The sequence below is a fragment of the Streptomyces gelaticus genome (assembly GCF_014649535.1).
Classification (GTDB): domain Bacteria; phylum Actinomycetota; class Actinomycetes; order Streptomycetales; family Streptomycetaceae; genus Streptomyces; species Streptomyces gelaticus.
The window spans coordinates 51757-71481 of sequence record NZ_BMTF01000013.1; the positions used below are offsets into that span (position 1 = coordinate 51757).

At 71.4% G+C, this 19725-nt stretch carries 18 protein-coding genes and 1 other RNA gene; 16 read left to right on the forward strand and 3 right to left on the reverse strand.

Annotation, left to right across the window (positions count from 1 at the left end; genetic code table 11):
* Positions 1-51 precede the first annotated feature (51 nt).
* The 4 genes from IE107_RS19580 to IE107_RS19595 all read left to right on the forward strand — a co-directional run bounded on the left by IE107_RS19580 (position 52) and on the right by IE107_RS19595 (position 5666).
* Positions 52-1719, forward strand: a complete 1668-nt coding sequence (locus IE107_RS19580) for a serine/threonine-protein kinase (RefSeq protein ID WP_189545112.1) — start codon at positions 52-54, stop codon at positions 1717-1719.
* 181 nt (positions 1720-1900) lie between these two features.
* Positions 1901-3139, forward strand: coding sequence for a serine/threonine-protein kinase (locus IE107_RS19585; RefSeq protein ID WP_189545113.1), 1239 nt, complete (start codon positions 1901-1903; stop codon positions 3137-3139).
* A 152-nt stretch (positions 3140-3291) separates the two neighbouring features.
* A complete protein-coding gene (prfB, locus tag IE107_RS19590; protein ID WP_189545114.1) occupies positions 3292-4398 on the forward strand; it encodes a peptide chain release factor 2 in 1107 nt (368 codons plus the stop codon).
* A 380-nt stretch (positions 4399-4778) separates the two neighbouring features.
* Positions 4779-5666 carry a hypothetical protein gene (locus tag IE107_RS19595; RefSeq protein ID WP_189545115.1) on the forward strand — a complete coding sequence of 296 codons (888 nt, stop codon included), beginning with the start codon at positions 4779-4781 and terminating at the stop codon, positions 5664-5666.
* A 123-nt stretch (positions 5667-5789) separates the two neighbouring features.
* Here IE107_RS19595 and IE107_RS19600 read toward each other — a convergent pair whose 3' ends face one another.
* The gene (locus tag IE107_RS19600) at positions 5790-5990 is read right to left on the reverse strand and encodes a hypothetical protein (protein ID WP_189545116.1); all 201 of its coding nucleotides are present in this window, start codon (positions 5988-5990) and stop codon (positions 5790-5792) included.
* A 269-nt stretch (positions 5991-6259) separates the two neighbouring features.
* Between IE107_RS19600 and ftsE the strand changes: the two genes are divergently transcribed.
* The 5 genes from ftsE to ssrA all read left to right on the forward strand — a co-directional run bounded on the left by ftsE (position 6260) and on the right by ssrA (position 10179).
* The gene (ftsE, locus tag IE107_RS19605; RefSeq protein ID WP_072484165.1) at positions 6260-6949 is read left to right on the forward strand and encodes a cell division ATP-binding protein FtsE; all 690 of its coding nucleotides are present in this window, start codon (positions 6260-6262) and stop codon (positions 6947-6949) included.
* 23 nt (positions 6950-6972) lie between these two features.
* Positions 6973-7890, forward strand: a complete 918-nt coding sequence (gene ftsX, locus IE107_RS19610) for a permease-like cell division protein FtsX (RefSeq protein WP_189545117.1) — start codon at positions 6973-6975, stop codon at positions 7888-7890.
* A gap of 67 nt (positions 7891-7957) precedes the next feature.
* Positions 7958-9193, forward strand: coding sequence for a S41 family peptidase (locus IE107_RS19615; RefSeq protein ID WP_189545118.1), 1236 nt, complete (start codon positions 7958-7960; stop codon positions 9191-9193).
* An 18-nt stretch (positions 9194-9211) separates the two neighbouring features.
* A complete protein-coding gene (gene smpB / locus IE107_RS19620) occupies positions 9212-9700 on the forward strand; it encodes an SsrA-binding protein SmpB (protein ID WP_189545119.1) in 489 nt (162 codons plus the stop codon).
* A 109-nt stretch (positions 9701-9809) separates the two neighbouring features.
* Positions 9810-10179, forward strand: a transfer-messenger RNA (tmRNA) gene (gene ssrA / locus IE107_RS19625).
* A 60-nt stretch (positions 10180-10239) separates the two neighbouring features.
* Here the strand turns inward: ssrA and IE107_RS19630 are convergent.
* Entirely contained in the window at positions 10240-11499 is a 1260-nt protein-coding gene (locus IE107_RS19630; protein WP_229867102.1) for an MFS transporter, read from the reverse strand.
* Positions 11500-11614: 115 nt separating this feature from the next.
* Between IE107_RS19630 and IE107_RS19635 the strand changes: the two genes are divergently transcribed.
* The 3 genes from IE107_RS19635 to IE107_RS19645 all read left to right on the forward strand — a co-directional run bounded on the left by IE107_RS19635 (position 11615) and on the right by IE107_RS19645 (position 13833).
* Complete coding sequence (locus IE107_RS19635; RefSeq protein WP_189545235.1) at positions 11615-12595, forward strand: LysR family transcriptional regulator; 981 nt, start codon at positions 11615-11617, stop codon at positions 12593-12595.
* Positions 12596-12835: 240 nt separating this feature from the next.
* The gene (locus IE107_RS19640) at positions 12836-13216 is read left to right on the forward strand and encodes a DUF4259 domain-containing protein (RefSeq protein WP_189545120.1); all 381 of its coding nucleotides are present in this window, start codon (positions 12836-12838) and stop codon (positions 13214-13216) included.
* Positions 13217-13269: 53 nt separating this feature from the next.
* Positions 13270-13833: a GNAT family N-acetyltransferase gene (locus tag IE107_RS19645; protein WP_189545121.1), complete on the forward strand. Its 564-nt coding sequence runs from the start codon at positions 13270-13272 to the stop codon at positions 13831-13833.
* Positions 13834-13928: 95 nt separating this feature from the next.
* Here the strand turns inward: IE107_RS19645 and IE107_RS19650 are convergent, their stop codons facing one another.
* The gene (locus IE107_RS19650) at positions 13929-14501 is read right to left on the reverse strand and encodes a GNAT family N-acetyltransferase (protein WP_189545122.1); all 573 of its coding nucleotides are present in this window, start codon (positions 14499-14501) and stop codon (positions 13929-13931) included.
* Between the two features lie 118 nt (positions 14502-14619).
* On the opposite strand from IE107_RS19650, the gene IE107_RS19655 reads away from it, so the two are divergent.
* The 4 genes from IE107_RS19655 to IE107_RS19670 all read left to right on the forward strand — a co-directional run bounded on the left by IE107_RS19655 (position 14620) and on the right by IE107_RS19670 (position 19424).
* The gene (locus IE107_RS19655) at positions 14620-15300 is read left to right on the forward strand and encodes a CGNR zinc finger domain-containing protein (protein ID WP_189545236.1); all 681 of its coding nucleotides are present in this window, start codon (positions 14620-14622) and stop codon (positions 15298-15300) included.
* Between the two features lie 79 nt (positions 15301-15379).
* Positions 15380-16003, forward strand: a complete 624-nt coding sequence (locus IE107_RS19660; RefSeq protein WP_189545237.1) for a sigma-70 family RNA polymerase sigma factor — start codon at positions 15380-15382, stop codon at positions 16001-16003.
* A complete protein-coding gene (locus IE107_RS19665) occupies positions 16000-16920 on the forward strand; it encodes a zf-HC2 domain-containing protein (RefSeq protein WP_189545123.1) in 921 nt (306 codons plus the stop codon). The genes IE107_RS19660 and IE107_RS19665 overlap by 4 nt, the downstream gene beginning before the upstream one ends.
* A gap of 104 nt (positions 16921-17024) precedes the next feature.
* The gene (locus tag IE107_RS19670; protein ID WP_189545124.1) at positions 17025-19424 is read left to right on the forward strand and encodes a HelD family protein; all 2400 of its coding nucleotides are present in this window, start codon (positions 17025-17027) and stop codon (positions 19422-19424) included.
* The last annotated feature ends 301 nt before the right edge of the window (positions 19425-19725 follow it).

Genomic DNA, 19725 nt, shown 5'->3' on the forward strand with positions numbered 1-19725 from the left:
GGGCGGACCCGGGAGCACCGCAATCACCACGATCTGCAGGGAGCGCATGACGTGCGGCCGGTAGGCAGCAAGTACCTCCTGGAGGAGCCGCTGGGACGCGGCGCCACGGGCACCGTCTGGCGTGCCCGCCAGCGGGAGACCGCGGGCGCCGAGGCGGCCGTCGCCGGCGAGCCCGGCGAGACCGTGGCCATCAAGGTTCTGAAGGAGGAGCTCGCCAACGACGCCGACGTCGTGATGCGGTTCCTGCGCGAGCGTTCCGTGCTGCTCCGGCTCACCCACGAGAACATCGTGCGCACCCGCGACCTGGTCGTCGAGGGCGACCTCCTCGCCCTCGTCATGGACCTGGTCGACGGCCCCGACCTGCACCGCTACCTCCGCGAGAACGGCCCGCTCACCCCGGTCGCCGCCGCACTGCTCACCGCGCAGATCGCCGACGCGCTCGCCGCCAGCCACGCCGACGGCGTCGTCCACCGCGACCTGAAGCCCGCCAACGTCCTGCTCGACGAGCGCGACGGCCGGATGCGCCCGATGCTCACCGACTTCGGCATTGCGCGCCTGGCCGACTCCCCGGGCCTCACCCGCACCCACGAGTTCGTCGGCACGCCCGCCTACGTGGCGCCCGAGTCCGCCGAGGGCCGCCCGCAGACCTCCGCCGTCGACATCTACGGCGCGGGCATCCTGCTGTACGAACTGGTCACCGGCCGCCCGCCGTTCGCCGGCGGCACCGCACTCGAAGTGCTGCAGCGGCACCTCAGCGAGGAGCCCCGCCGCCCCAGTACCGTCCCGGCCCCGCTGTGGACGGTGATAGAGCGCTGCCTGAGCAAGGACCCCGACCAACGGCCCAGCGCCGAGAACCTGGCCCGCGGCCTGCGCGTCGTCGCGGACGGGATCGGTGTGCACGCCAGTTCCGCCCAGATCGCCGCGGCCGACGGCGTGGGTGCCCTGCTCGCGCCGGACCCGGCGCCCGCGGCCGTGCCGCAGAACCCCGGCGCGGCGGACCCGACGCAGGTGCTGCCGAGCAACGCCGGCTCGTACGACCCGAACGCCGCCACCAGCGTCATGCAGCAGACCCCCGGCCGGAGCGGCGCCGCCGACCCGACCTCGGTCCTGCCGCCCGTGCCGCCGCGCCCGGACGGCCCCCCGCAGCCCGACGAGCCGCACCCCTGGCAGTCCCAGCTCCGGGCGGCCCGCGACCGCAACGAGCAGACCCAGGTCCAGTACCTCGACCCGGGCCAGGACCCGCTGCGCCGCCGCCCCCAGCGCCCCCAGCCCCAGCAGCAGCCGCAACAGCGGCGTCAGCCGCCGCCGCAGCACCAGCAGTACCAGCAGCCGCAGCACCAGCAGTACCCCCAGCACCGGCAGCAGCAATATCAGCCGCAGCCCCCGCAACAGCCCCAGCGCCAGCAGTACGCGCCCCCGCAGCAGCCGGTCGCACCCCAGCCGCCGGCCCCGCGTCAGCCCCGCGAGCCGAGGCAGCGCAGCGCCAACCCGATGCGGATCCCCGGCCTCGGCTGCCTCAAGGGCTGCCTGTTCACCCTGGTGCTGCTGTTCGTCGCGGGCTGGCTGATCTGGGAGCTGACCCCGCTGCAGGACTGGATCGGCCAGGGCAAGAGCTACTGGGACGCGATCAGCGACACGTTCTCGACCGTCACCGACTGGATCTCGAAACTGGGCGGCGGCAGCGACGGCGGCGGCAGCACCGGCAACAGCAGCCCCTGAGCGGTCGCAACACCATCAACTCTGTAGCTATATCGACTTCCGCGGGCCAGTTTCCACCGCATATCGCCCGCGGAAGTGAAGGTTGGCACCATCCCGGGCACTCAACCCCCCGGCCGACGCGTAACTTTGTCGACCGGGGGTCATGAGCGACGGTCCATCGCCAGCCGCTGAGGGAGCAGTCTTGGCACGGAATATCGGCAGCCGGTACACCGCACACCAGATCCTGGGGCGCGGCAGCGCCGGCACGGTCTGGCTCGGCGAAGGGCCCGAGGGCCCGGTGGCCATCAAGCTGCTCCGCGAGGACCTGGCGTCCGACCAGGAACTCGTCGGGCGCTTCGTCCAGGAGCGCACCGCCCTGCTCGGTCTCGACCATCCCCATGTCGTCGCCGTCCGCGACCTCGTGGTGGACGGCAACGACCTGGCCCTGGTCATGGACCTGGTGCGCGGCACCGACCTGCGCACCCGCCTCGACCGCGAACGCCGTCTCGCCCCCGAGGCCGCCGTGGCGATCATCGCGGACGTCGCCGACGGCCTCGCCGCCGCACACGCCGCCGGAGTGGTCCACCGCGACGTCAAGCCGGAGAACATCCTGCTCGACATGGAGGGCCCGCTCGGCCCCGGCGGTTCGCACCCGGCGCTGCTCACCGACTTCGGCGTGGCCAAGCTGATCGACACCCCACGCCGCACCAAGGCTTCCAAGATCATCGGAACGCCGGACTACCTGGCCCCCGAGATAGTCGAGGGGCTGCCGCCGCGCGCCGCCGTCGACATCTACGCCCTCGCCACCGTCCTGTACGAACTTCTCGCCGGCTTCACGCCCTTCGGCGGCGGACATCCCGGTGCCGTCCTGCGCCGCCACGTCACGGAGACGGTCGTACCGCTCCCCGGCATCCCCGACGAGCTCTGGCAGCTCCTGGTCCAGTGCCTGGCCAAGGGCCCGGCCTCGCGGCTGCGCGCCTCCGAGCTCGCGACCCGGCTGCGCGAGCAGCTCCCGCAACTGGCCGGCATCCCGCCGCTCGACGTGGACGAGCCGGACGCCGAGCCGGAACCCCAGGCGTACGACGAGCAGCAGTACACCCCCGCCGCCGAGGAACCCCGCCGCCGAGGCGCGGTCCCGCTGGTCCCCGGCTCGTCCGCCGACTCCAACCGCGACACCCACACCAGCATGCGTGTCCCGGCCCCCGACGAACTCTCCGGCGGCCCCCGCGGCACCGCCAGGGCCCCCCGCTCCCCGGGCACGCCCCGTCCCGGCTCGGCCCGCAACAAGTCCACGGCCGTCCGCAAGCGCCGCCTCACGCTGGGCGCCGCGGCTCTGGTGCTGGTGGCGGCGCTGGGCGTGGGCGGCGCGCTGGCGCTGGGCGACGACGACGAGGGCGCACCCGCCCGGGAAACGGGGAACTCGGCGCCGGGAACGCCCTGACCCGAGGCCGCGAGGCGATCTTGGGGGTGATCTCGGGCACCCCCAAGATCCCTGTCCCCGTACGGCCCGCGAGGGCCTGGCACACCGGGCCGCGGGGACGTGATCGAGACGGTCCGAGGAACGTCCGTCCCGACAGCCGTTACGCTGGACCCGTGGCAGTCGTCGATATTTCCGAAGAGCTGAAGTCCCTCTCCTCGACCATGGGGTCGATCGAGGCCGTCCTGGACCTGGATGCGCTGAGGGCGGACATCGCCGCGCTCGAGGAGCAGGCGGCCGCGCCCTCCCTCTGGGACGACCCCGAGGCGGCGCAGAAGATCACCAGCAAGCTTTCGCACCTCCAGGCCGAGGTCCGCAAGACCGAGGCGCTCCGCGGCCGGATCGACGACCTCGAAGTCCTCTTCGAGCTCGCCGAGGCCGAGGGCGACGCCGATGCCCGGGCCGAGGCGGAGTCCGAGCTGGAGTCCGTCCGCAAGGCGCTGGACGAGATGGAGGTCCGTACTCTCCTGTCCGGCGAGTACGACGCCCGCGAGGCCCTGGTCAACATCCGCGCAGAGGCCGGTGGCGTGGACGCCGCCGACTTCGCCGAGAAGCTCCAGCGCATGTACATCCGCTGGGCCGAGCGGCACGGTTACAAGACCGAGGTCTACGAGACGTCGTATGCGGAGGAGGCCGGCATCAAGTCGACCACCTTCGCAGTCCAGGCGCCGTACGCCTACGGGACGCTCTCCGTCGAGCAGGGCACCCACCGGCTCGTCCGGATCTCGCCCTTCGACAACCAGGGCCGCCGCCAGACGTCCTTCGCGGGTGTCGAGGTGCTGCCGGTGGTCGAGCAGACCGACCACATCGAGATCGACGAGTCCGAGCTGCGCGTGGACGTGTACCGCTCCTCCGGCCCCGGCGGCCAGGGCGTCAACACCACGGACTCCGCGGTCCGTCTGACCCACCTCCCGACCGGCATCGTCGTCTCCTGCCAGAACGAGCGCTCGCAGATCCAGAACAAGGCATCCGCGATGAACGTCCTCCAGGCGAAGCTCCTTGAGCGCCGCCGCCAGGAGGAGCAGGCCAAGATGGACGCCCTCAAGGGCGACGGCGGCAACTCCTGGGGCAACCAGATGCGGTCGTACGTCCTGCATCCGTACCAGATGGTCAAGGACCTGCGTACGGAGTTCGAGATGGGCAACCCGGAGGCGGTCTTCAACGGCGAGATCGACGGTTTCCTGGAGGCGGGCATCCGCTGGCGCAAGCAGCGGGAGAAGTAGGCAGAGCAAGCGTTCACCGGCGGTGCCGGAATCCCCGCGGGGTTTCCGGCACCGCCGTTTTCGTCGGCCGCATGAGGCCGTTCCCGAAGGGGAGTTGGGGCTCCGGGTTGCGTGGGTGCTGTGCTGAGTGCGTCACAGTCCTGACTCCGAATGGAGGTCAACTGCGCATAAAGCGGTGCATATTGCACGGAACGGCCTTGACGTAGTCCTTAACTGTGGACAGGGTGCTAGGGCAGCATGCGTATGTCTGGGACGGGTGTGAACGGGGGCGGGCGGCATGACCACGGCTCTGTGTGGCGCCGTTCGGAGCGAACCCCGGAGAACCGGGGCCCGCATATGGCTGCTCCACTGACGAGATCAGCTACTGGGGGTAGCAGCACATGACGAAGAAGACGCGAGTCCGCGTCGCGCGGATCGCCGCAGGTGCGGTCATCGCCGCAGGCGCCTCGCTCACCGCCGCCGGTGCGGCTTCGGCCGTCGGTATCGGTGTCGACCTCGGCGTCGTGTCCACGAAGGCCCAGGTCGACGAGGGCGGTCTGGGTGTCGACGCCGACATCAAGTCTCCCGCGAACGAGTCGGGCGGCGGTGACCTGGGCGGCGTCGACGCGGGTACGGACGCCGGTACCGATGCGGGTACGGACGCCGGTACGGACGCGGGCACCGACGCGGGTACGGACGCCGGGACCGATGCCGGGACCGATGCCGGTACCGATGCGGGTACGGACGCTGGTACGGACGCTGGTACGGACGCTGGTACGGACGCTGGTACGGACGCGGGCACCGATGCTGGCACCGACGCGGGTACGGATGCCGGCACCGATGCCGGTACGGACGCGGGTACGGACGCCGGGACCGACGCGGGCGCCAACAACGGCGGTAACGGCAACAACGGCGGTAACGGCAACAACGGCGGTAACGGCAACGGTGGCCACCAGTCCGGCGGCAACGGCAACAACGGCGGTAACGGAAACAGCGGCGGCAGCGACAACGGTGGTACCACCGGTAACGCCTCCTCCGGCTCCGTCACCGGCGGTGGCGACGACGCCGGCACCTGCACCGTCGACCTCGACGGCGCGAAGTGCGCGGACAACACCACCCCCGACTCCGTCGGCAACCAGCCGGTGGAGCAGGGCAAGGGCAAGGACGAGCTCGCCGAGACCGGTGCCGCCGAGACCACATTCCTGCTGCTCGGCGCCGCGACGATGATCGCCGGAGGCATCGGCTTCCGGTTCCTGCCGCGCCTCGTGAACGGCCGTACGGTCGCCTAAGGGGCACCCGCGGTAACGGATACACACGGATACACACAGAGGGGCCCGGGGCGCCGATCGGCATCCCGGGCCCCTCCACGTACACGTACCGGCGCCTGCCGGCCGGCCAGGCGGAGCGGGCGGCTACATGCTCTGGTGCGCCAGCAGTGCCAGCGCGCCCAGCAGCACCACCAGCAGGGCCACCAGCATCGCCGGGTTCAGCCCGGCGAACATTCCCTGCCCCTGTTCCTGCTGCAGCCGCGCACGGCTGGCCCGGCACACGGGGCAGCGGCCCTCGCTGACGGGCGCCGCGCAGTTCGCGCACACCAGTCGGTCATAGGTCATGCGCTTTCCTCCTCCCGCGCGGCGGAGCCGCATACGCCTTCTCTCCGCACAACGCTTCCGGAAACGCAACCGTTCCCCCTACCACTGTGCCAGCTCGCGCGGATTTCGGCGCGGCCCGCCGGACATCACCCGTTCCGTCGTACTTCGGACCCGCTCCCGGCCGGTACCGTTCCGCCATAAATCGCCCATCCTCGGACGCGCGCCTGCACGCCTCAGTCCGGTTCGCGTATGGTCACGCACACCTACTCCCGGCCGACCGTGGTGCATCCGTGATCCGATTCGACAACGTCTCCAAGACCTACCCGAAGCAGAGCCGTCCCGCTCTACGGGATGTGTCTCTCGATATCGAGAAGGGCGAGTTCGTCTTCCTGGTGGGCTCATCCGGCTCCGGCAAGTCCACCTTCATGCGACTCATCCTGCGCGAGGAGCGTGCCAGCCAGGGCGCGGTCCACGTCCTGGGCAAGGACCTCGCGCGCCTGTCCAACTGGAAGGTGCCGCACATGCGCCGCCAGCTGGGCACGGTGTTCCAGGACTTCAGGCTCCTTCCCAACAAGACCGTCGCGGAGAACGTGGCGTTCGCGCAGGAGGTCATCGGCAAGCCGCGCGGCGAGATCCGCAAGGCGGTGCCCCAGGTTCTCGACCTGGTCGGCCTCGGCGGCAAGGAGGACCGGATGCCCGGTGAGCTCTCCGGTGGTGAGCAGCAGCGCGTGGCGATCGCGCGGGCGTTCGTGAACCGCCCCATGCTGCTGATCGCGGACGAGCCGACCGGCAACCTCGACCCGCAGACCTCTGTCGGCATCATGAAGCTGCTGGACCGGATCAACCGGACCGGCACCACCGTGATCATGGCGACCCACGACCAGAACATCGTCGACCAGATGCGCAAGCGCGTCATCGAGCTGGAGCAGGGCCGTCTCGTACGCGACCAGGCCCGCGGCGTCTACGGCTACCAGCACTGAGCATCGAGCACTGAAAGGACGCCATGCGCGCCCAGTTCGTCCTGTCGGAGATCGGCGTCGGCCTCCGTCGCAACCTCACGATGACCTTCGCCGTCGTCGTCTCCGTCGCCCTCTCGCTCGCCCTGTTCGGCGGCGCGCTGCTCATGCGCGAGCAGGTCAGCACGATGAAGGACTACTGGTACGACAAGGTCAACGTCTCGATCTTCCTCTGCAGCAAGAGCGATGTGACCTCAACGCCCAAGTGCGCCAAGGGTGCTGTCACCGCGGAGCAGAAGAAGCAGATCGAGGACGACCTCCACAAGATGGACGTCGTCGACACGGTCACGTACGAGTCCGCCGACCAGGCGTACAAGCACTACCAGGACCAGTTCGGCGACTCGCCGATGGCGAGCAACATCACGCCGGACCAGATGCAGGAGTCGTTCCGGGTCAAGCTCCACGACCCGAAGAAGTACAAGGTCGTCGCCACCGCCTTCGCCGGCCGTGACGGGGTGCAGTCCGTCCAGGACCAGAGGAGCATCCTGGACAACCTCTTCCAGTTGATGAACGGCATGAACGTGGCCGCCCTCTTCGTGATGGCACTGATGTTGATCATCGCGCTGATGCTGATCGTGAACACCGTCCGGGTGTCCGCGTTCAGCCGACGGCGCGAGACGGGCATCATGCGGCTCGTCGGCGCCTCCGGCTTCTACATCCAGATGCCGTTCATCATGGAGGCCGCGTTCGCCGGGCTCATCGGCGGTGTCCTGGCCTGCGTGATGCTCCTGGCCGGCCGGTACTTCCTGATCGACGGCGGACTGGAACTCCAGAGCAAGCTGAATCTGATCGACTTCATCGGCTGGGACGCGGTCTTCACCAAGCTGCCCCTGGTCCTGGCAATCGGCCTGCTGATGCCTGCCGTTGCCGCTCTCTTCGCGCTCCGCAAGTACCTCAAGGTGTGACAAGCGCCCTCTGGGTGCGCGGCCAACCGGCCGTGCGCCCAGAGGGCGTTGTCCTAGACTCGGCGACATGTCGGGTCCCACACAGTGTTTCGGGCCCCGCGGCGTGCGCCGTGGGGTGGTCCTGACATTGGTTTTCGCGGGTGTGCTGGCCACCGCGGCGGCCACCGGCTCACTGCCGCGCGGCAGCGCGAAGTCCGAGGAGCTCGCGAGCCGTTCCGTGGCCTCCACCGTCGACCGTGACGAGGTGGCCGACGCCGCCGCCCGCGCCGTGGCCGACGGCAAGTCCGGCAAGGAGGCGGCCGAGGAGGTCGTCAGCCGCAGCGGCGACCGCTGGGGCGCGGTGTACGACGAGCGGCAGTACGAGGAGTTCGAGCAGGCCCTGGACGGCTCGTACACCGGCGTCGGGCTCTCCGCGAAGCGCTCCGCCGACGGGCAGGTCGAGGTGGCCCGGGTCCAGCCCGGCAGCCCCGCCGACCGGGCCGGTATCGAGCCGGGCGACCTGCTCCGCACGATCGACGGCCACCGGGTCGACAGACGCCCCGTCGCCGAGGTCGTCGCCCTGCTGCGCGGAGACCGTACGGAGGCCGCCGAGGGCAGCACCGTCGTCCTGGGCATCGGGCGCGGAACCGGCCTGCGGACCGAGACGCTGCGCCGCGCCAGACTGACCACCGAGGCCGTCACTGTGCGACGCATCGGAACACCCCCCTCCGCCTCGTCCGGTTCCTCCTCCGATCCCTCGCCCCGCTCCTCCTCCGGTTCCTCCTCCGGGGCTGTTCTGATCGAGGTCGACTCGTTCACCCGGGGCTCGGGCGCCAAGGTCCGTGAAGCGGTCCGGACCGCACCGTCGGACGCCGGAGTGCTCCTCGACCTCCGCGGCAACTCCGGCGGACTGGTCACCGAGGCCGTCACCGCCGCCTCCGCCTTCCTGGACGGCGGCCTGGTCGCCACGTACGACGTGCACGGCGAGCAGCGCGCCCTCTACGCACAGCCCGGCGGTGACACCGACCGCCCCCTCGTCGTCCTGGTCGACGGCGGCACGATGAGCGCCGCCGAACTCCTCACCGGCGCCCTCCAGGACCGGGGCCGCGCCGTCACCGTCGGCTCGCGGACCTTCGGCAAGGGTTCGGTCCAGATGCCCAGCAAGCTCCCGGGCGGCTCGGTGGCAGAGCTGACCGTCGGCCACTACCGCACCCCCGCGGGCCGGGGCGTCGACGGCCGGGGCATCACCCCGGACCTCACGGTCGGCTCCGGGGCCGAGCAGCGGGCCGAGACGGTATTGAGTGGCCTCGGGGGTGGGTCGTAGTGCGAAAATGGCCGCACTATGGCTAAGGAAAAGGACACAGGGCGCAAGCTCATCGCGCAGAACAAGAAGGCGCGGCACGACTACCACATCCTCGACACCTACGAGTGCGGCCTCGTGCTCATGGGCACCGAGGTCAAGTCGCTCCGGCTGGGCCGGGCCTCCCTGGTGGACGGCTTCGTCCAGATCGACGGCGGCGAGGCATGGCTGCACAACATCCATGTGCCCGAGTACGTGCAGGGGACCTGGACCAACCACTCGGCCAAGCGGAAGCGCAAGCTGCTGATGCACCGGGCCGAGATCGACAAGCTGGAGTCGAAGTCGGGCGAGACGGGCCACACGATCGTGCCGCTCGCGCTCTACTTCAAGGGCGGCCGGGTCAAGGTCGAGATCGCGCTCGCCAAGGGCAAGAAGGAGTACGACAAGCGGCAGACCCTGCGTGAGAAGCAGGACCTGCGGGAGACCAACCGCGCGATCTCGGCGGCGCGCAGGCGCCAGCGGAGCGCGTAGGACGGGGCCCTTCCCGGCGTCGCCGGGAATAGGCTGGCATCGTCGCGCGTCGGTCACGTACGATGGCACTGCACTCCACAGCGGGTGCGCGCATTTGAAAAAACAACATGGGGATGATCGGTTTCGACAGCGGATGTCGAAGCAGGGGAAGCGTGTCGAGGAAGCGGCAATGATCTCGTAAACCATATGTCGCAACCAATAATCGCCAACTCCAAGCGCGATTCCTTCGCCCTCGCTGCCTAAGTAGCGACTTGCGAAGTGTCAGCCCGGGGGTGATCCCGACCCGGATCCTGGCATCATCAAGGGATCTAAACTTCTAGACCCGGTCACGGGGCCTGGAAGGAAATCAAACAGTGACTGAGCCCGTCGGAGACTTGTTCGCGTGATCTCCGGGGCCGAGAAAATCGCAGCGAACTGCACACGGAGAAGCCCTGGTTCTGCACCGTTGGACGCGGGTTCGATTCCCGCCATCTCCACAATTCCCATGTGAAAGAGGACCCCGTCGCCCACCGGCGACGGGGTCCTCTTTCTTGTGCCGGTCAACGCCCCCGGGGAACCCGGACGCCGAGGGCCGCGACGGTCAGTGCCAGTGCCGCCGCGCAGACCGGGACGACGTAGCCCGTCACCTGTCCGGTGTGCTCCACCATCCAGCCGCCGGTCGCCGAACCCGCGGCGATGCCGCCCAGCAGCGCGGTCACGGCCAGCGTCATGCCCTCGTTCAACTGGCTCTCCGGGGTGAGGCGTTGCACCAGCGTCATGCCGGTCACCATGGTCGGGGCCGTGGCCGCGCCGGCCAACAGGAGCGCGCCGGCCAGCGCGGGCAGGGAATCGGCCGAGGCTGCCGCGAGCAGGGGCAGGGACATCAGCGTCGTCATCCCCGCCAGACAGATCAGCAGCCGGCGCCGGATGTCCGCGGCCGGGCGCAGCGATCCGTACAGCAGCCCGGCCACACACGAGCCTGCCGCCTGGAGTGCCAGGATCGCGCCTCCGGCGTGGGCGATCGTGACGACCTCCATGGCGCCGAAGACCGCGCCGGTGGCGAGGAAGGCGGCGAGCAGCGCCGGCATGCCCCGGGTGCGCAGCGGGGTGCCCGCGTGGGTGCGGGGTGCCACCGGGGGTTCGGTGGCGCGCTGGGCGGCGAAGATCAGTACGCCGGCCATCAGCAGAATCGCCCCGACGAGCGTTCCGGCCTCCGGGAAGAGCGCCGCGCACAGCAGTGCGGCGAGGGCCGGGCCGAGCATGAAGCAGAGTTCGTCCGCGGCCTGTTCGAAGGAGTTCGCGGTGTGCAGGGCGGCCGGGTCTCCCCGGTGCAGATGGGCCCAGCGGGCCCGGGACATCCCGCCGGTGTTGGGGGTGGTGGCGGTGGCGGCGTAGGAGGCGAAGAGGGTCCAGGACGGGGCTCCGAAGTGCACACAGAGCAGCAGGGCCAGCGAGCCGAGTGTGGCGATCGCGGTGGCGGGCACCGCGACCCTGGCCTGTCCGTACCGGTCGACGAGCCGGGCCGTCCAGGGGGCGACCACCGCCGTGGCGGCGAGGCCGGTCGCGGTGACGGCTCCGGCCAGGGCGTACGAGCCGCGTGAGCCGGCGATCATGATGACCGCGCTGACGCTGAACATCCCCATGGGCAGCCTGGCCAGGAGGTTGCCCGCGGTGAAGGCGCGGGCGCCCGGGGTCGCGAGCAGTCTGCGGTACGGGTTGGTGGACGCCCGCCGGGCGGGGGCGGTGCGCGGGGCGATGACCAGCAGGTCACCGGAGACGGCGAGCATGGGGCCGGTGGCGGGGGTTCTCTCGTACGGCATGGATCAAGCGTCGGGGCGCCGGGTGTCCGGGGTCCAACACCTTCTTCGCACCGATTGACGCATCTGTGTTGTAAATTCTGGTGTGGCCTCCTCCGCCGCCGATCCTGGCACCCAGATGCACACCGCCGGTATCCACACCGACCCCCGGCTGCTCCGCGCCTTCGTCGTGGTCGCCGAGGAACTGCACTTCACCCGCGCCGCCGCCCGGCTGTACATCGCCCAGCAGGCACTGAGCCGCGACATCCGCCGGCTGGAGTGCGAGCTGGGGACGGCGCTGTTCGTACGGACCACCCGGCAGGTCGCTCTCACCGCCGACGGCGAGCGGCTGCTGCCGTACGCGCGACGGGTGCTGGACGCGCACGCCGAGCTCGCCGCGGCCTTCGCCGACCCCGCGGCCCGGCCACTCCTCGTCGACCTCAATACCGACGGCATGGCGGCCGCCCGGGTGCTCGCCCGCGCACGTGAGCTGGCCCCGGCCTGCGAGCTCATGGCGCGCTTCGAGAGCGGCCTGACCTGGGCGGCGGACGAGATCCTCGCCGGGCGGCTCGATGTCTCCTTCGGCCGCGCCGCCGGACTCGACCCCGCGGTACGGGCACGGCTGGGCATGCAGCCGGTGCGGTACGAGCCGATGGCCGTGCTGCTCCCCGAGGACCACCCGCTCGCCGCGCGCGAGACCGTCGCGCTCGACGACCTGGCCGGGGAGACCGTCTACGCGGGCGCCGGGAATCCGCGTACGGAGGAGTGGACGGACTTCGCCCGGCTGCTCTTCGCCGACTGGGGCATCCAACTGGCTCCGCCCGCCCCGCTCGCGATAGGCGTGGCGGAATTCCAGCGGGTCATGGCCAAGACCCGGAACCCGGTGCTCGCCGTGGTCGACTTCCCTCCGATGCCGGGCACCGTGGTGCGTCCGCTGGTACGGCCTGTGCCGCTCTCGCCGCTCGTCCTGGTCTGGCGCAAGGGGCTGCGTCATCCCGGCCTCGACGCCCTGCGCCGGGCTGCGGATCGACTGGGTGCGGAGGAGGGCTGGATGGCGCGTCCGGGCGGCAGCTGGCTCCCCGGTCCGGACGCGGAGCTGATGATGCGGAAGCCCGGTTGACCGTGCGTATACCGTCCCGCCGGAGCGCATCCCGCCGCGCCGTCGCCGGGGCAGGATCGTGGCCGCCGGACGGCGGGTGACGCAACGGGCGGGGAAACGACCGTGAGGACGGCTGGGAACGCCGGAGCTCGCTGGTGATCTTGCCGGTGGTCCCGCTGGTGGTCCTGTTGCCGGTGCCCCGCTGTCAGTGCGCCTTGGTAGAACGGGAACAGGCAGGAGAGACCAGCGGAAGGGGGCCCCGTGGGTACCTGGGGCAGCGGGAATTTCGACAGTGACACGGCTGCGGACCATCTGTCGGGCGTCACGGGACGGCTCGTCTCGGAGATCGAGGAGGCGATGGCCGGCGACCCGGTCGGCCTGGAGCCCGACGAGTACGACGGCGTCGCCGTGCCGTGCAACATCGAGCTGCTGTGCCTGATCGCGGAGCAGAACCACGTCGGCGCGAGCGTGCCGGAGGTGGCGGTGGTCGAGGGCTGGAAGAAGACGTTCATGGACGTGTGGGAGCGGACCATCGACGGACTGGCGCCCAAGCAGGGGTACAAGGAGGACAGACGCGCGGAGCTGATCCGCACCTTCGACCGGCTGGTGGCCCTGGCGAAGGAGGAGCACCAGGCGCAGTGAGGGGGCGCGGGGCAGGCGCGTGGGCCGGACCGGCGCCGGGATAGCGTGCCGGGATGACCCGTGAAATCCACCGGCTCGACGCGGAGGTACGGCTCCGGCCGGCCGCCCCGGCCGACGCCGCCTCCCTCGCGGTCGCGCTGACCCGCAGCCGTGTGTACATGCAGCCCTGGGAGCCCGTGCGGCCCGATTTCTTCTACACCGAGCAGGGGCAGCAGGAGCGGCTGGCCGGGCTGTTCGCGGCCCGGGACGCGGGGCAGGGGATGCCCTGGGTGCTCGCCGACGAGGACGACCGCGCGATCGGCGGGTTCAACCTGAACGCCATCGTGCTCGGGCCGTTCCGCAGTGCCACGCTCGGCTACTGGGTCGACGTCGAGTACGCGGGCCGCGGCCTGGCCACGGCCGCCGTGCAGCGGATCTGCGAGGTGGCCAGGGACGGGCTGGGGCTGCACCGGATCGAGGCGGGGACGGTGACGGACAACTTCGCCTCGCAGCGGGTGCTCGCCAAGTGCGGCTTCGAGCAGTACGGGACGGCCCCGCGCTACCTCCACATCAACGGCGAGTGGCGCGACCACCGACTGTTCCAGCGGATCCTGCACGACAACCCGCCGACGGGCTGAACGACCGGGCCGGGTGGGCGGCCACGGCCCGAGACCCCCGGTGCGCCGACAGGCTGAACGAACGGCCTGCCGACCGGCTGAACGGCCGCGGCGGGCTACGGCCCGACATTCCCGGTGCGCCGTACATCCCCGGAGCGCAGCCGTACATGCCGGTGGTCCCGTGGCCGCGGCGGCCGCGCCGGAAGGACCTCCACCAAGCCGTATCCGCTCTTCTCCGCGACCCGGCAAGACGCCTCGTTGTCCATCCGGTGCAGCAGCTCCAGCCGCGTCAGCCCGTCCTCGGCGAATGCCTCGAACGCCCAGTCGCCGAGTGCCCCGAGCGCCAGTGGCGCGACCCCGCGGCCACGGGCGGGCGCTGCCGTCCAGTAGCCGACCTCCGCGCTGCCGGAGCCCGGTACGGGGTACTTGAGCGCGACGTTGCCGACCAGTTCACCGTCGCGATCGCGGTCCACCACCGCGAAACTGAAGCGGCTGCCGGACTCCCGGCCTTCCTGCTGCACCCGCAGCCACCGCTCCGCCGCCGCCTCGTTCGTGACCTGCGTCCGCAGCATGGCGCGCATCCCGGGATCGCGGTACGCCTCGATCAGTGCAGGGGCGTCCTCGGCCCGCCACGGCCGGAGCAGCAGCGGGCCGGCCGAAAGGGCGGTGGTACCGAGGGCATCGTCCATCCGGACACCGTACGGCCCGGCGTCCGACGACCCGTGAGGCGGCAGGGGTTCCGGGCCGGCCCCGTGAGGGGCACCCTGGGGGAGGCCCCACCGGTGACCCCGAGGCGGTGACATGCGCATGGCAGTCGGCAAGAGCTCGTGCGACTGGCGGTTCGACTCCGGCCGGCCCTGCCTCGACCTGGTGGCGACAGGGATCGGGACCACCGGCGCATGCGAACTGCTCGAAGGTGCCGAGCGGCTCGCCGACTGGCTGGTCGCCACCGGACTCGTACCGAGCGGCACCCGCCTCGACGCCGTGGACGAGACCTGGGTCGCGCGTTTCCGGCAGTTGAGGGCCGGTGTCGACCGGCTGCTCACGGCCGAGCTCGGCGGCCGCGGCGCCGGGAGCGCCCTGGACCGGGTCAACGAACTCGCCGCCGAGGCGCCACCGGGGCTGCGGGCCGTGCGCGGCAGGGGCGGCAAGCTGGTACGGACACTGAGCGCCGATGCCGAGTGCGGGGCGCTGCTGGCCGCCGTCGCCAGGGATGCCGTGGAACTGCTCACCGACCCCGTGGCGCGCGCCGGACTGCGCCGCTGCGAGGCCGACAGCTGCCGCCGCTTCTACCTGGACACCTCGCGCGGACATCGGCGGCGCTGGTGCTCCAGTGAGGTGTGCGGGAACCGCGAGCGGGTGGCCAGACACCGGCGCCGGGCGGCGGCGGTCCCGGTGACGGCCGCTGTTCCGGTGCCGGACGCGACCGCGTCGCGCGGGGCCCGGACGCGGCCCGTCGCGCAGAACCCGGACGCGACCGCGTCGTGAAGAATCCTCGGGCCGTTGAACGGAACGCGGTTCGCCCGCGTATTCGATGACCGAGGAGCTCCACAGGGCCGACCGGGAGGTGCCGGTGCGCAAGGATGCGGCCGTGGCCGATGACCGTCCGCACAGAGCTCGGCATCGCGGCGAGCCGCCCCCGTCGGCGTCCACGTCCCCGGCGCTCTCACCGGAGGCCTCCGGCGCCCCGGACGAGGAGTTGATGCGGGCGCTGTACCGCGAACATGCCGGGCCGCTGTTCGCGTACGTGCTCCGCCTGGTCGCCGGCGACCGGCAGCGTGCCGAGGACGTGGTGCAGGAGACGCTCATCCGCGCCTGGAAGAACGCCGGGCGGCTGGGCGGCGCCACCGGATCGGTCCGCCCCTGGCTGGTGACGGTCGCCCGGCGCATCGTCATCGACGGCCACCGCAGTCGGCGGGCCCGGCCGCCCGAGGTCGACCCGACACCGCTGGAGGCCATGCCCGCGGAGGACGAGATGGACAGGGCGCTGTGGCTGATGACGCTCTCCGACGCGCTCGACGAACTGACCCCCGCGCACCGGGAAGCCCTGGTCGAGACGTACTTCAAGGGCCGTACGGTCGGCGAGGCGGCCGATGTGCTGGGCATACCGAGCGGGACGGTGCGATCCCGGGTCTTCTACGCACTGCGTTCGATGAAACTCGCCCTGGAGGAGAGGGGGATCACGGCATGAACGACGACCACGAGTGGGAGCCCTTCGGCCTCAGGCCGACCAGCCCCTCAGGCCCCGGCAGCCTCAGCGACCCTGATCGCCCCCGCAGCCCCGGCGAACCCCGTCAGCCCCGCAGTCCCCACCGCTCGAACCGTCCCCGCAGCCTCCACCGCGCCGACGACCTCTCCGGGCACGACGCCGCCGGTGCGTACCTCCTCGGTGTTCTCGACGACGCCGAGGCCGCCGGCTTCGAGGCACACCTGGCCGAGTGCGAGCTGTGCGCGGCCCGGCTCGACGAGCTCGCCGGTCTGGAACCCGTGCTCGCGACGCTCGCCCGACCCCCGGCCGCCGTGCCTGCCGCCCGCCTGGTCCCGCACGTACCGGGCCAGCCCGGCCCCCGCGTGCTGGCGCGGCTGGTCGACGAGGTGGCGGCCGGGCGGGCCCGGCGCCGACGCCGGGCCGGGTATTTGGTGGCGGCGGCAGTGGCGCTGATCGTCGGCGGCCCGGTGTTCGCGGTCATGGCGAGCGGCGGCGACGGCCCGCCGCCGCGGGCGGCCGGCCCGTACCCCACCGGCTCCACCGAGGACGCCCTCCCCGACCGCATGCCGGAAGAAGTGCGGGCCACCGACCCCCTCACCGAGGTCGAGGCCACGATCGGCATGGCGAGAAAACCCTGGGGCACCAGCACCGTGCTGGAGCTCGGAAACGTCACGGGTCCGCAGAAATGCACCCTGATCGCGGTGTCGAAGACCGGCGAGGAGGAAGTCGTCACCTCCTGGTCCGTACCGGAGCGGGGATACGGCATCGAGGACTCCCCGTACCCGGGCGCGAACCATCCGCTCCGCGTCCAGGGCGGCACGGCCATGGACCGGGGCGACATCGACCACTTCGAGGTCCGTACGTCCGAGGGCCGGCGCCTGGTCGAGGTCGATGCCTGACCGAGACCGGCGGCGGACCATTTCGATATGCGTGGCGGATGCGCGGCGGGTCCCCCTTCGCATAGGGTTGACGGCTGCCCAATGCACGTCAGAAGGGGGCCTCGGTGGCCGCGCAGGATGCCGCTGTCGATTCGTTGCGGGACCGGGAAATCGGTGTCGAGCAGGAACATCTCGACCGTGTGTACCACCGCCTTGAGGAGAAGATCCACGAGGCGGAATTTCTCATGGACGACGCCGTCAAGCGCGGCCAGGTCGGTACCCCGGGAGCGCTCGCCGAGCGCGACGCCCAGGTGTTCCGGGCCGGAATCCACCTCAACCGGCTGAACAGCGAGTTCGAGGACTTCCTCTTCGGACGGATCGACCTGCTGCTCGGCAAGGACGGCGAACGCGGTCCGGACGGCGCGTACACCTCCGTCGAACCCGCCGACGACGCGGTACGCGGCGACAGCTCGGCCGATATCGCGGAGACGCTGCACATCGGCCGGATCGGGGTCCTCGACTCCGACTACGCGCCGCTGGTCATCGACTGGCGCGCCCCGGCCGCCGCACCCTTCTACCGGTCGACGCCGAAGGACCCCGGCAGGGTCGTACGCCGCCGGGTCATCCGCTCCAAGGGCCGCCGGGTCCTCGGCGTCGAGGACGACCTGATGCGCCCCGAGCTGACGGCGTACCTGGGCGGCGACAAGCTGCCCGTCATCGGCGACGGCGCCCTGATGGCGGCGCTCGGCCAGGCCCGCAGCCACACCATGCGGGACATCGTCTCCTCCATCCAGGCCGAACAGGACCTGGTGATCCGGGCCCCCGCCGCCTCCGTGACCGAGGTCTCCGGCGGCCCCGGCACCGGCAAGACGGCCGTCGCCCTGCACCGTGCCGCGTACCTCCTCTACCAGGACCGGCGGCGTTACGCGGGCGGCATCCTCGTCGTCTCGCCGACCCCGCTCCTGGTCGCGTACACCGAAGGCGTGCTGCCCTCGCTGGGCGAGGAGGGGCAGGTCGCGATCCGCGCCGTCGGCTCGCTCTCCGACGAGGCGGCCGGCGTCGAGGGCGCCACCACCTACGACGAGCCCGCCGTCGCCCGGATCAAGGGCTCCTCACGGATGCTCCAGGTGCTGCGCAAGGCCTCCCGCGGGGCGCTGGAACAGCCCGGCACCGCCCGCAGGACGGCGGACCCGGACGGCCAGCTGTCCTTCGGCGACGAAGCGGACGAAACCGCGGGCAGCGGGGAAGGAGCCCCGGCCACCCCGACCCGGTTGCGGGTCGTCGCCTTCGGCGCCCGTGTCGAGCTGAACGCCGACGAGCTGCACCGCATCCGGCAGTCCGTCCTCGGCGGCACCGCCCCGGTCAACCTGCTGCGCCCGCGCGCCCGCAGAATGCTCCTGGACGCCCTGTGGAACAAGTCCTCGGGCCGGGGCCGCTACACCGACCCCGAACTCGCCGCCGAACTGCGCTCCTCCTTCGACGAGGACGTCTCCACCGAGACGGTCTTCCTCGACTTCCTGAACGCCTGGTGGCCCGAGCTCACCCCGCGCGGGGTGCTCGCCGCGATGGCCGACGAGAAGCGGCTCGGCCGCTGGGCCCGCCGGGTCCTCAACCAGGGCGAGGTGCGCCGCCTCGCCCGCTCCCTGAAGCGGCTCGACCGCGAGGGGAACGGGCCGCTGTCCGTGCACGACGTGGCCGTCCTCGACGAGCTCCAGACGCTGCTCGGCACGCCGCACCGGCCGAAGAAGAAGCGCGAGTTCGACCCGCTGGACCAGCTCACCGGTCTGGAGGAGCTGATGCCGCAGCGCGAGGAGACCCAGCGCGAGCGCGCCGAACGGCTGGCCGCGGAGCGCACGGAGTACGCTCACGTCATCGTCGACGAGGCGCAGGACCTCACTCCCATGCAGTGGCGGATGGTCGGCCGCCGCGGCAGGCACGCCACCTGGACGATCGTCGGGGACCCGGCGCAGTCCTCCTGGTCCGATCCGGACGAGGCCGCCCGCGCGCGCGACGAGGCGCTCGGCAGCCGCCCGCGCCGCCGCTTCACCCTCACGGTCAACTACCGCAACCCGGCGGAGATCGCCGAGCTGGCCGCGAAGGTCCTGACGCTGGCGATGCCCGGAATGGAGTCGCCGTCCGCGGTCCGCTCCACGGGGGTCAAGCCGCGCTTCGAGACCGTGCGGGACGGCGATCTGGCCGCTTCGGTGCGCGAGGAGGCGCGTCGGCTGCTCGCCGAGGTCGACGGCACGGTGGGCGTGGTCGTCGCCATGAACCGCCGGGCACAGGCCCGCGAGTGGCTCGCGGAGCTCGGCGAACGGGTGGTGGCGCTGGGCAGCCTGGAGGCGAAGGGCCTGGAGTACGACGCCACGGTGGTCGTCTCGCCCGCGGAGATCGCCGACGAGTCCCCGGCCGGCCTGCGGGTGCTGTACGTGGCGTTGACGCGTGCGACGCAGCAGCTCACGGTGGTCTCGGGGGAGCGGGATCTGCCCGACGAGGGCGGTGTCCCGGACCTGTTGAGGGACTGAGGCGGCACCGGCGGAAGCGGCGAGGACCGCGGGGCGGACCGTTTTCGGGTCAACCTGTGCTTCCGGGAATCACTTCTTCGGGGTCTTTGTTAGCCTGGTGTCGGCACCGGCTCGATCCAAGCCCCCGGGCCCAACCTTCGTCGCTACGAGCGACCACTTGCCGCGAGGCGAGCATGGCGGGTCGGTGCCGTTCGACCAAGAAGACAGACCCGCGTCACCTCCAGGTGGCACGGGTCTGTTCTTGTTTGCGGAGTCGGAGTCGGAGTCGGAGTCGGAGTCGGAGTCGGCTTCCGCGTCCTGT

What these genes read in the sequence shown, in the direction of transcription:
- IE107_RS19665 (WP_189545123.1), top strand. Translation starts at nt 16,000, where the DNA reads ATGAACGACGACCACGAGTGGGAGCCCTTCGGCCTCAGGCCGACCAGC.
- IE107_RS19600 (WP_189545116.1), bottom strand. Translation starts at nt 5,990, where the DNA reads ATGACCTATGACCGACTGGTGTGCGCGAACTGCGCGGCGCCCGTCAGC.
- IE107_RS19650 (WP_189545122.1), bottom strand. Translation starts at nt 14,501, where the DNA reads ATGGACGATGCCCTCGGTACCACCGCCCTTTCGGCCGGCCCGCTGCTG.
- ftsX (WP_189545117.1), top strand. Translation starts at nt 6,973, where the DNA reads ATGCGCGCCCAGTTCGTCCTGTCGGAGATCGGCGTCGGCCTCCGTCGC.
- IE107_RS19645 (WP_189545121.1), top strand. Translation starts at nt 13,270, where the DNA reads ATGACCCGTGAAATCCACCGGCTCGACGCGGAGGTACGGCTCCGGCCG.
- IE107_RS19595 (WP_189545115.1), top strand. Translation starts at nt 4,779, where the DNA reads ATGACGAAGAAGACGCGAGTCCGCGTCGCGCGGATCGCCGCAGGTGCG.
- IE107_RS19635 (WP_189545235.1), top strand. Translation starts at nt 11,615, where the DNA reads ATGCACACCGCCGGTATCCACACCGACCCCCGGCTGCTCCGCGCCTTC.
- smpB (WP_189545119.1), top strand. Translation starts at nt 9,212, where the DNA reads ATGGCTAAGGAAAAGGACACAGGGCGCAAGCTCATCGCGCAGAACAAG.
- IE107_RS19630 (WP_229867102.1), bottom strand. Translation starts at nt 11,499, where the DNA reads ATGCCGTACGAGAGAACCCCCGCCACCGGCCCCATGCTCGCCGTCTCC.
- IE107_RS19615 (WP_189545118.1), top strand. Translation starts at nt 7,958, where the DNA reads ATGTCGGGTCCCACACAGTGTTTCGGGCCCCGCGGCGTGCGCCGTGGG.
- IE107_RS19655 (WP_189545236.1), top strand. Translation starts at nt 14,620, where the DNA reads ATGGCAGTCGGCAAGAGCTCGTGCGACTGGCGGTTCGACTCCGGCCGG.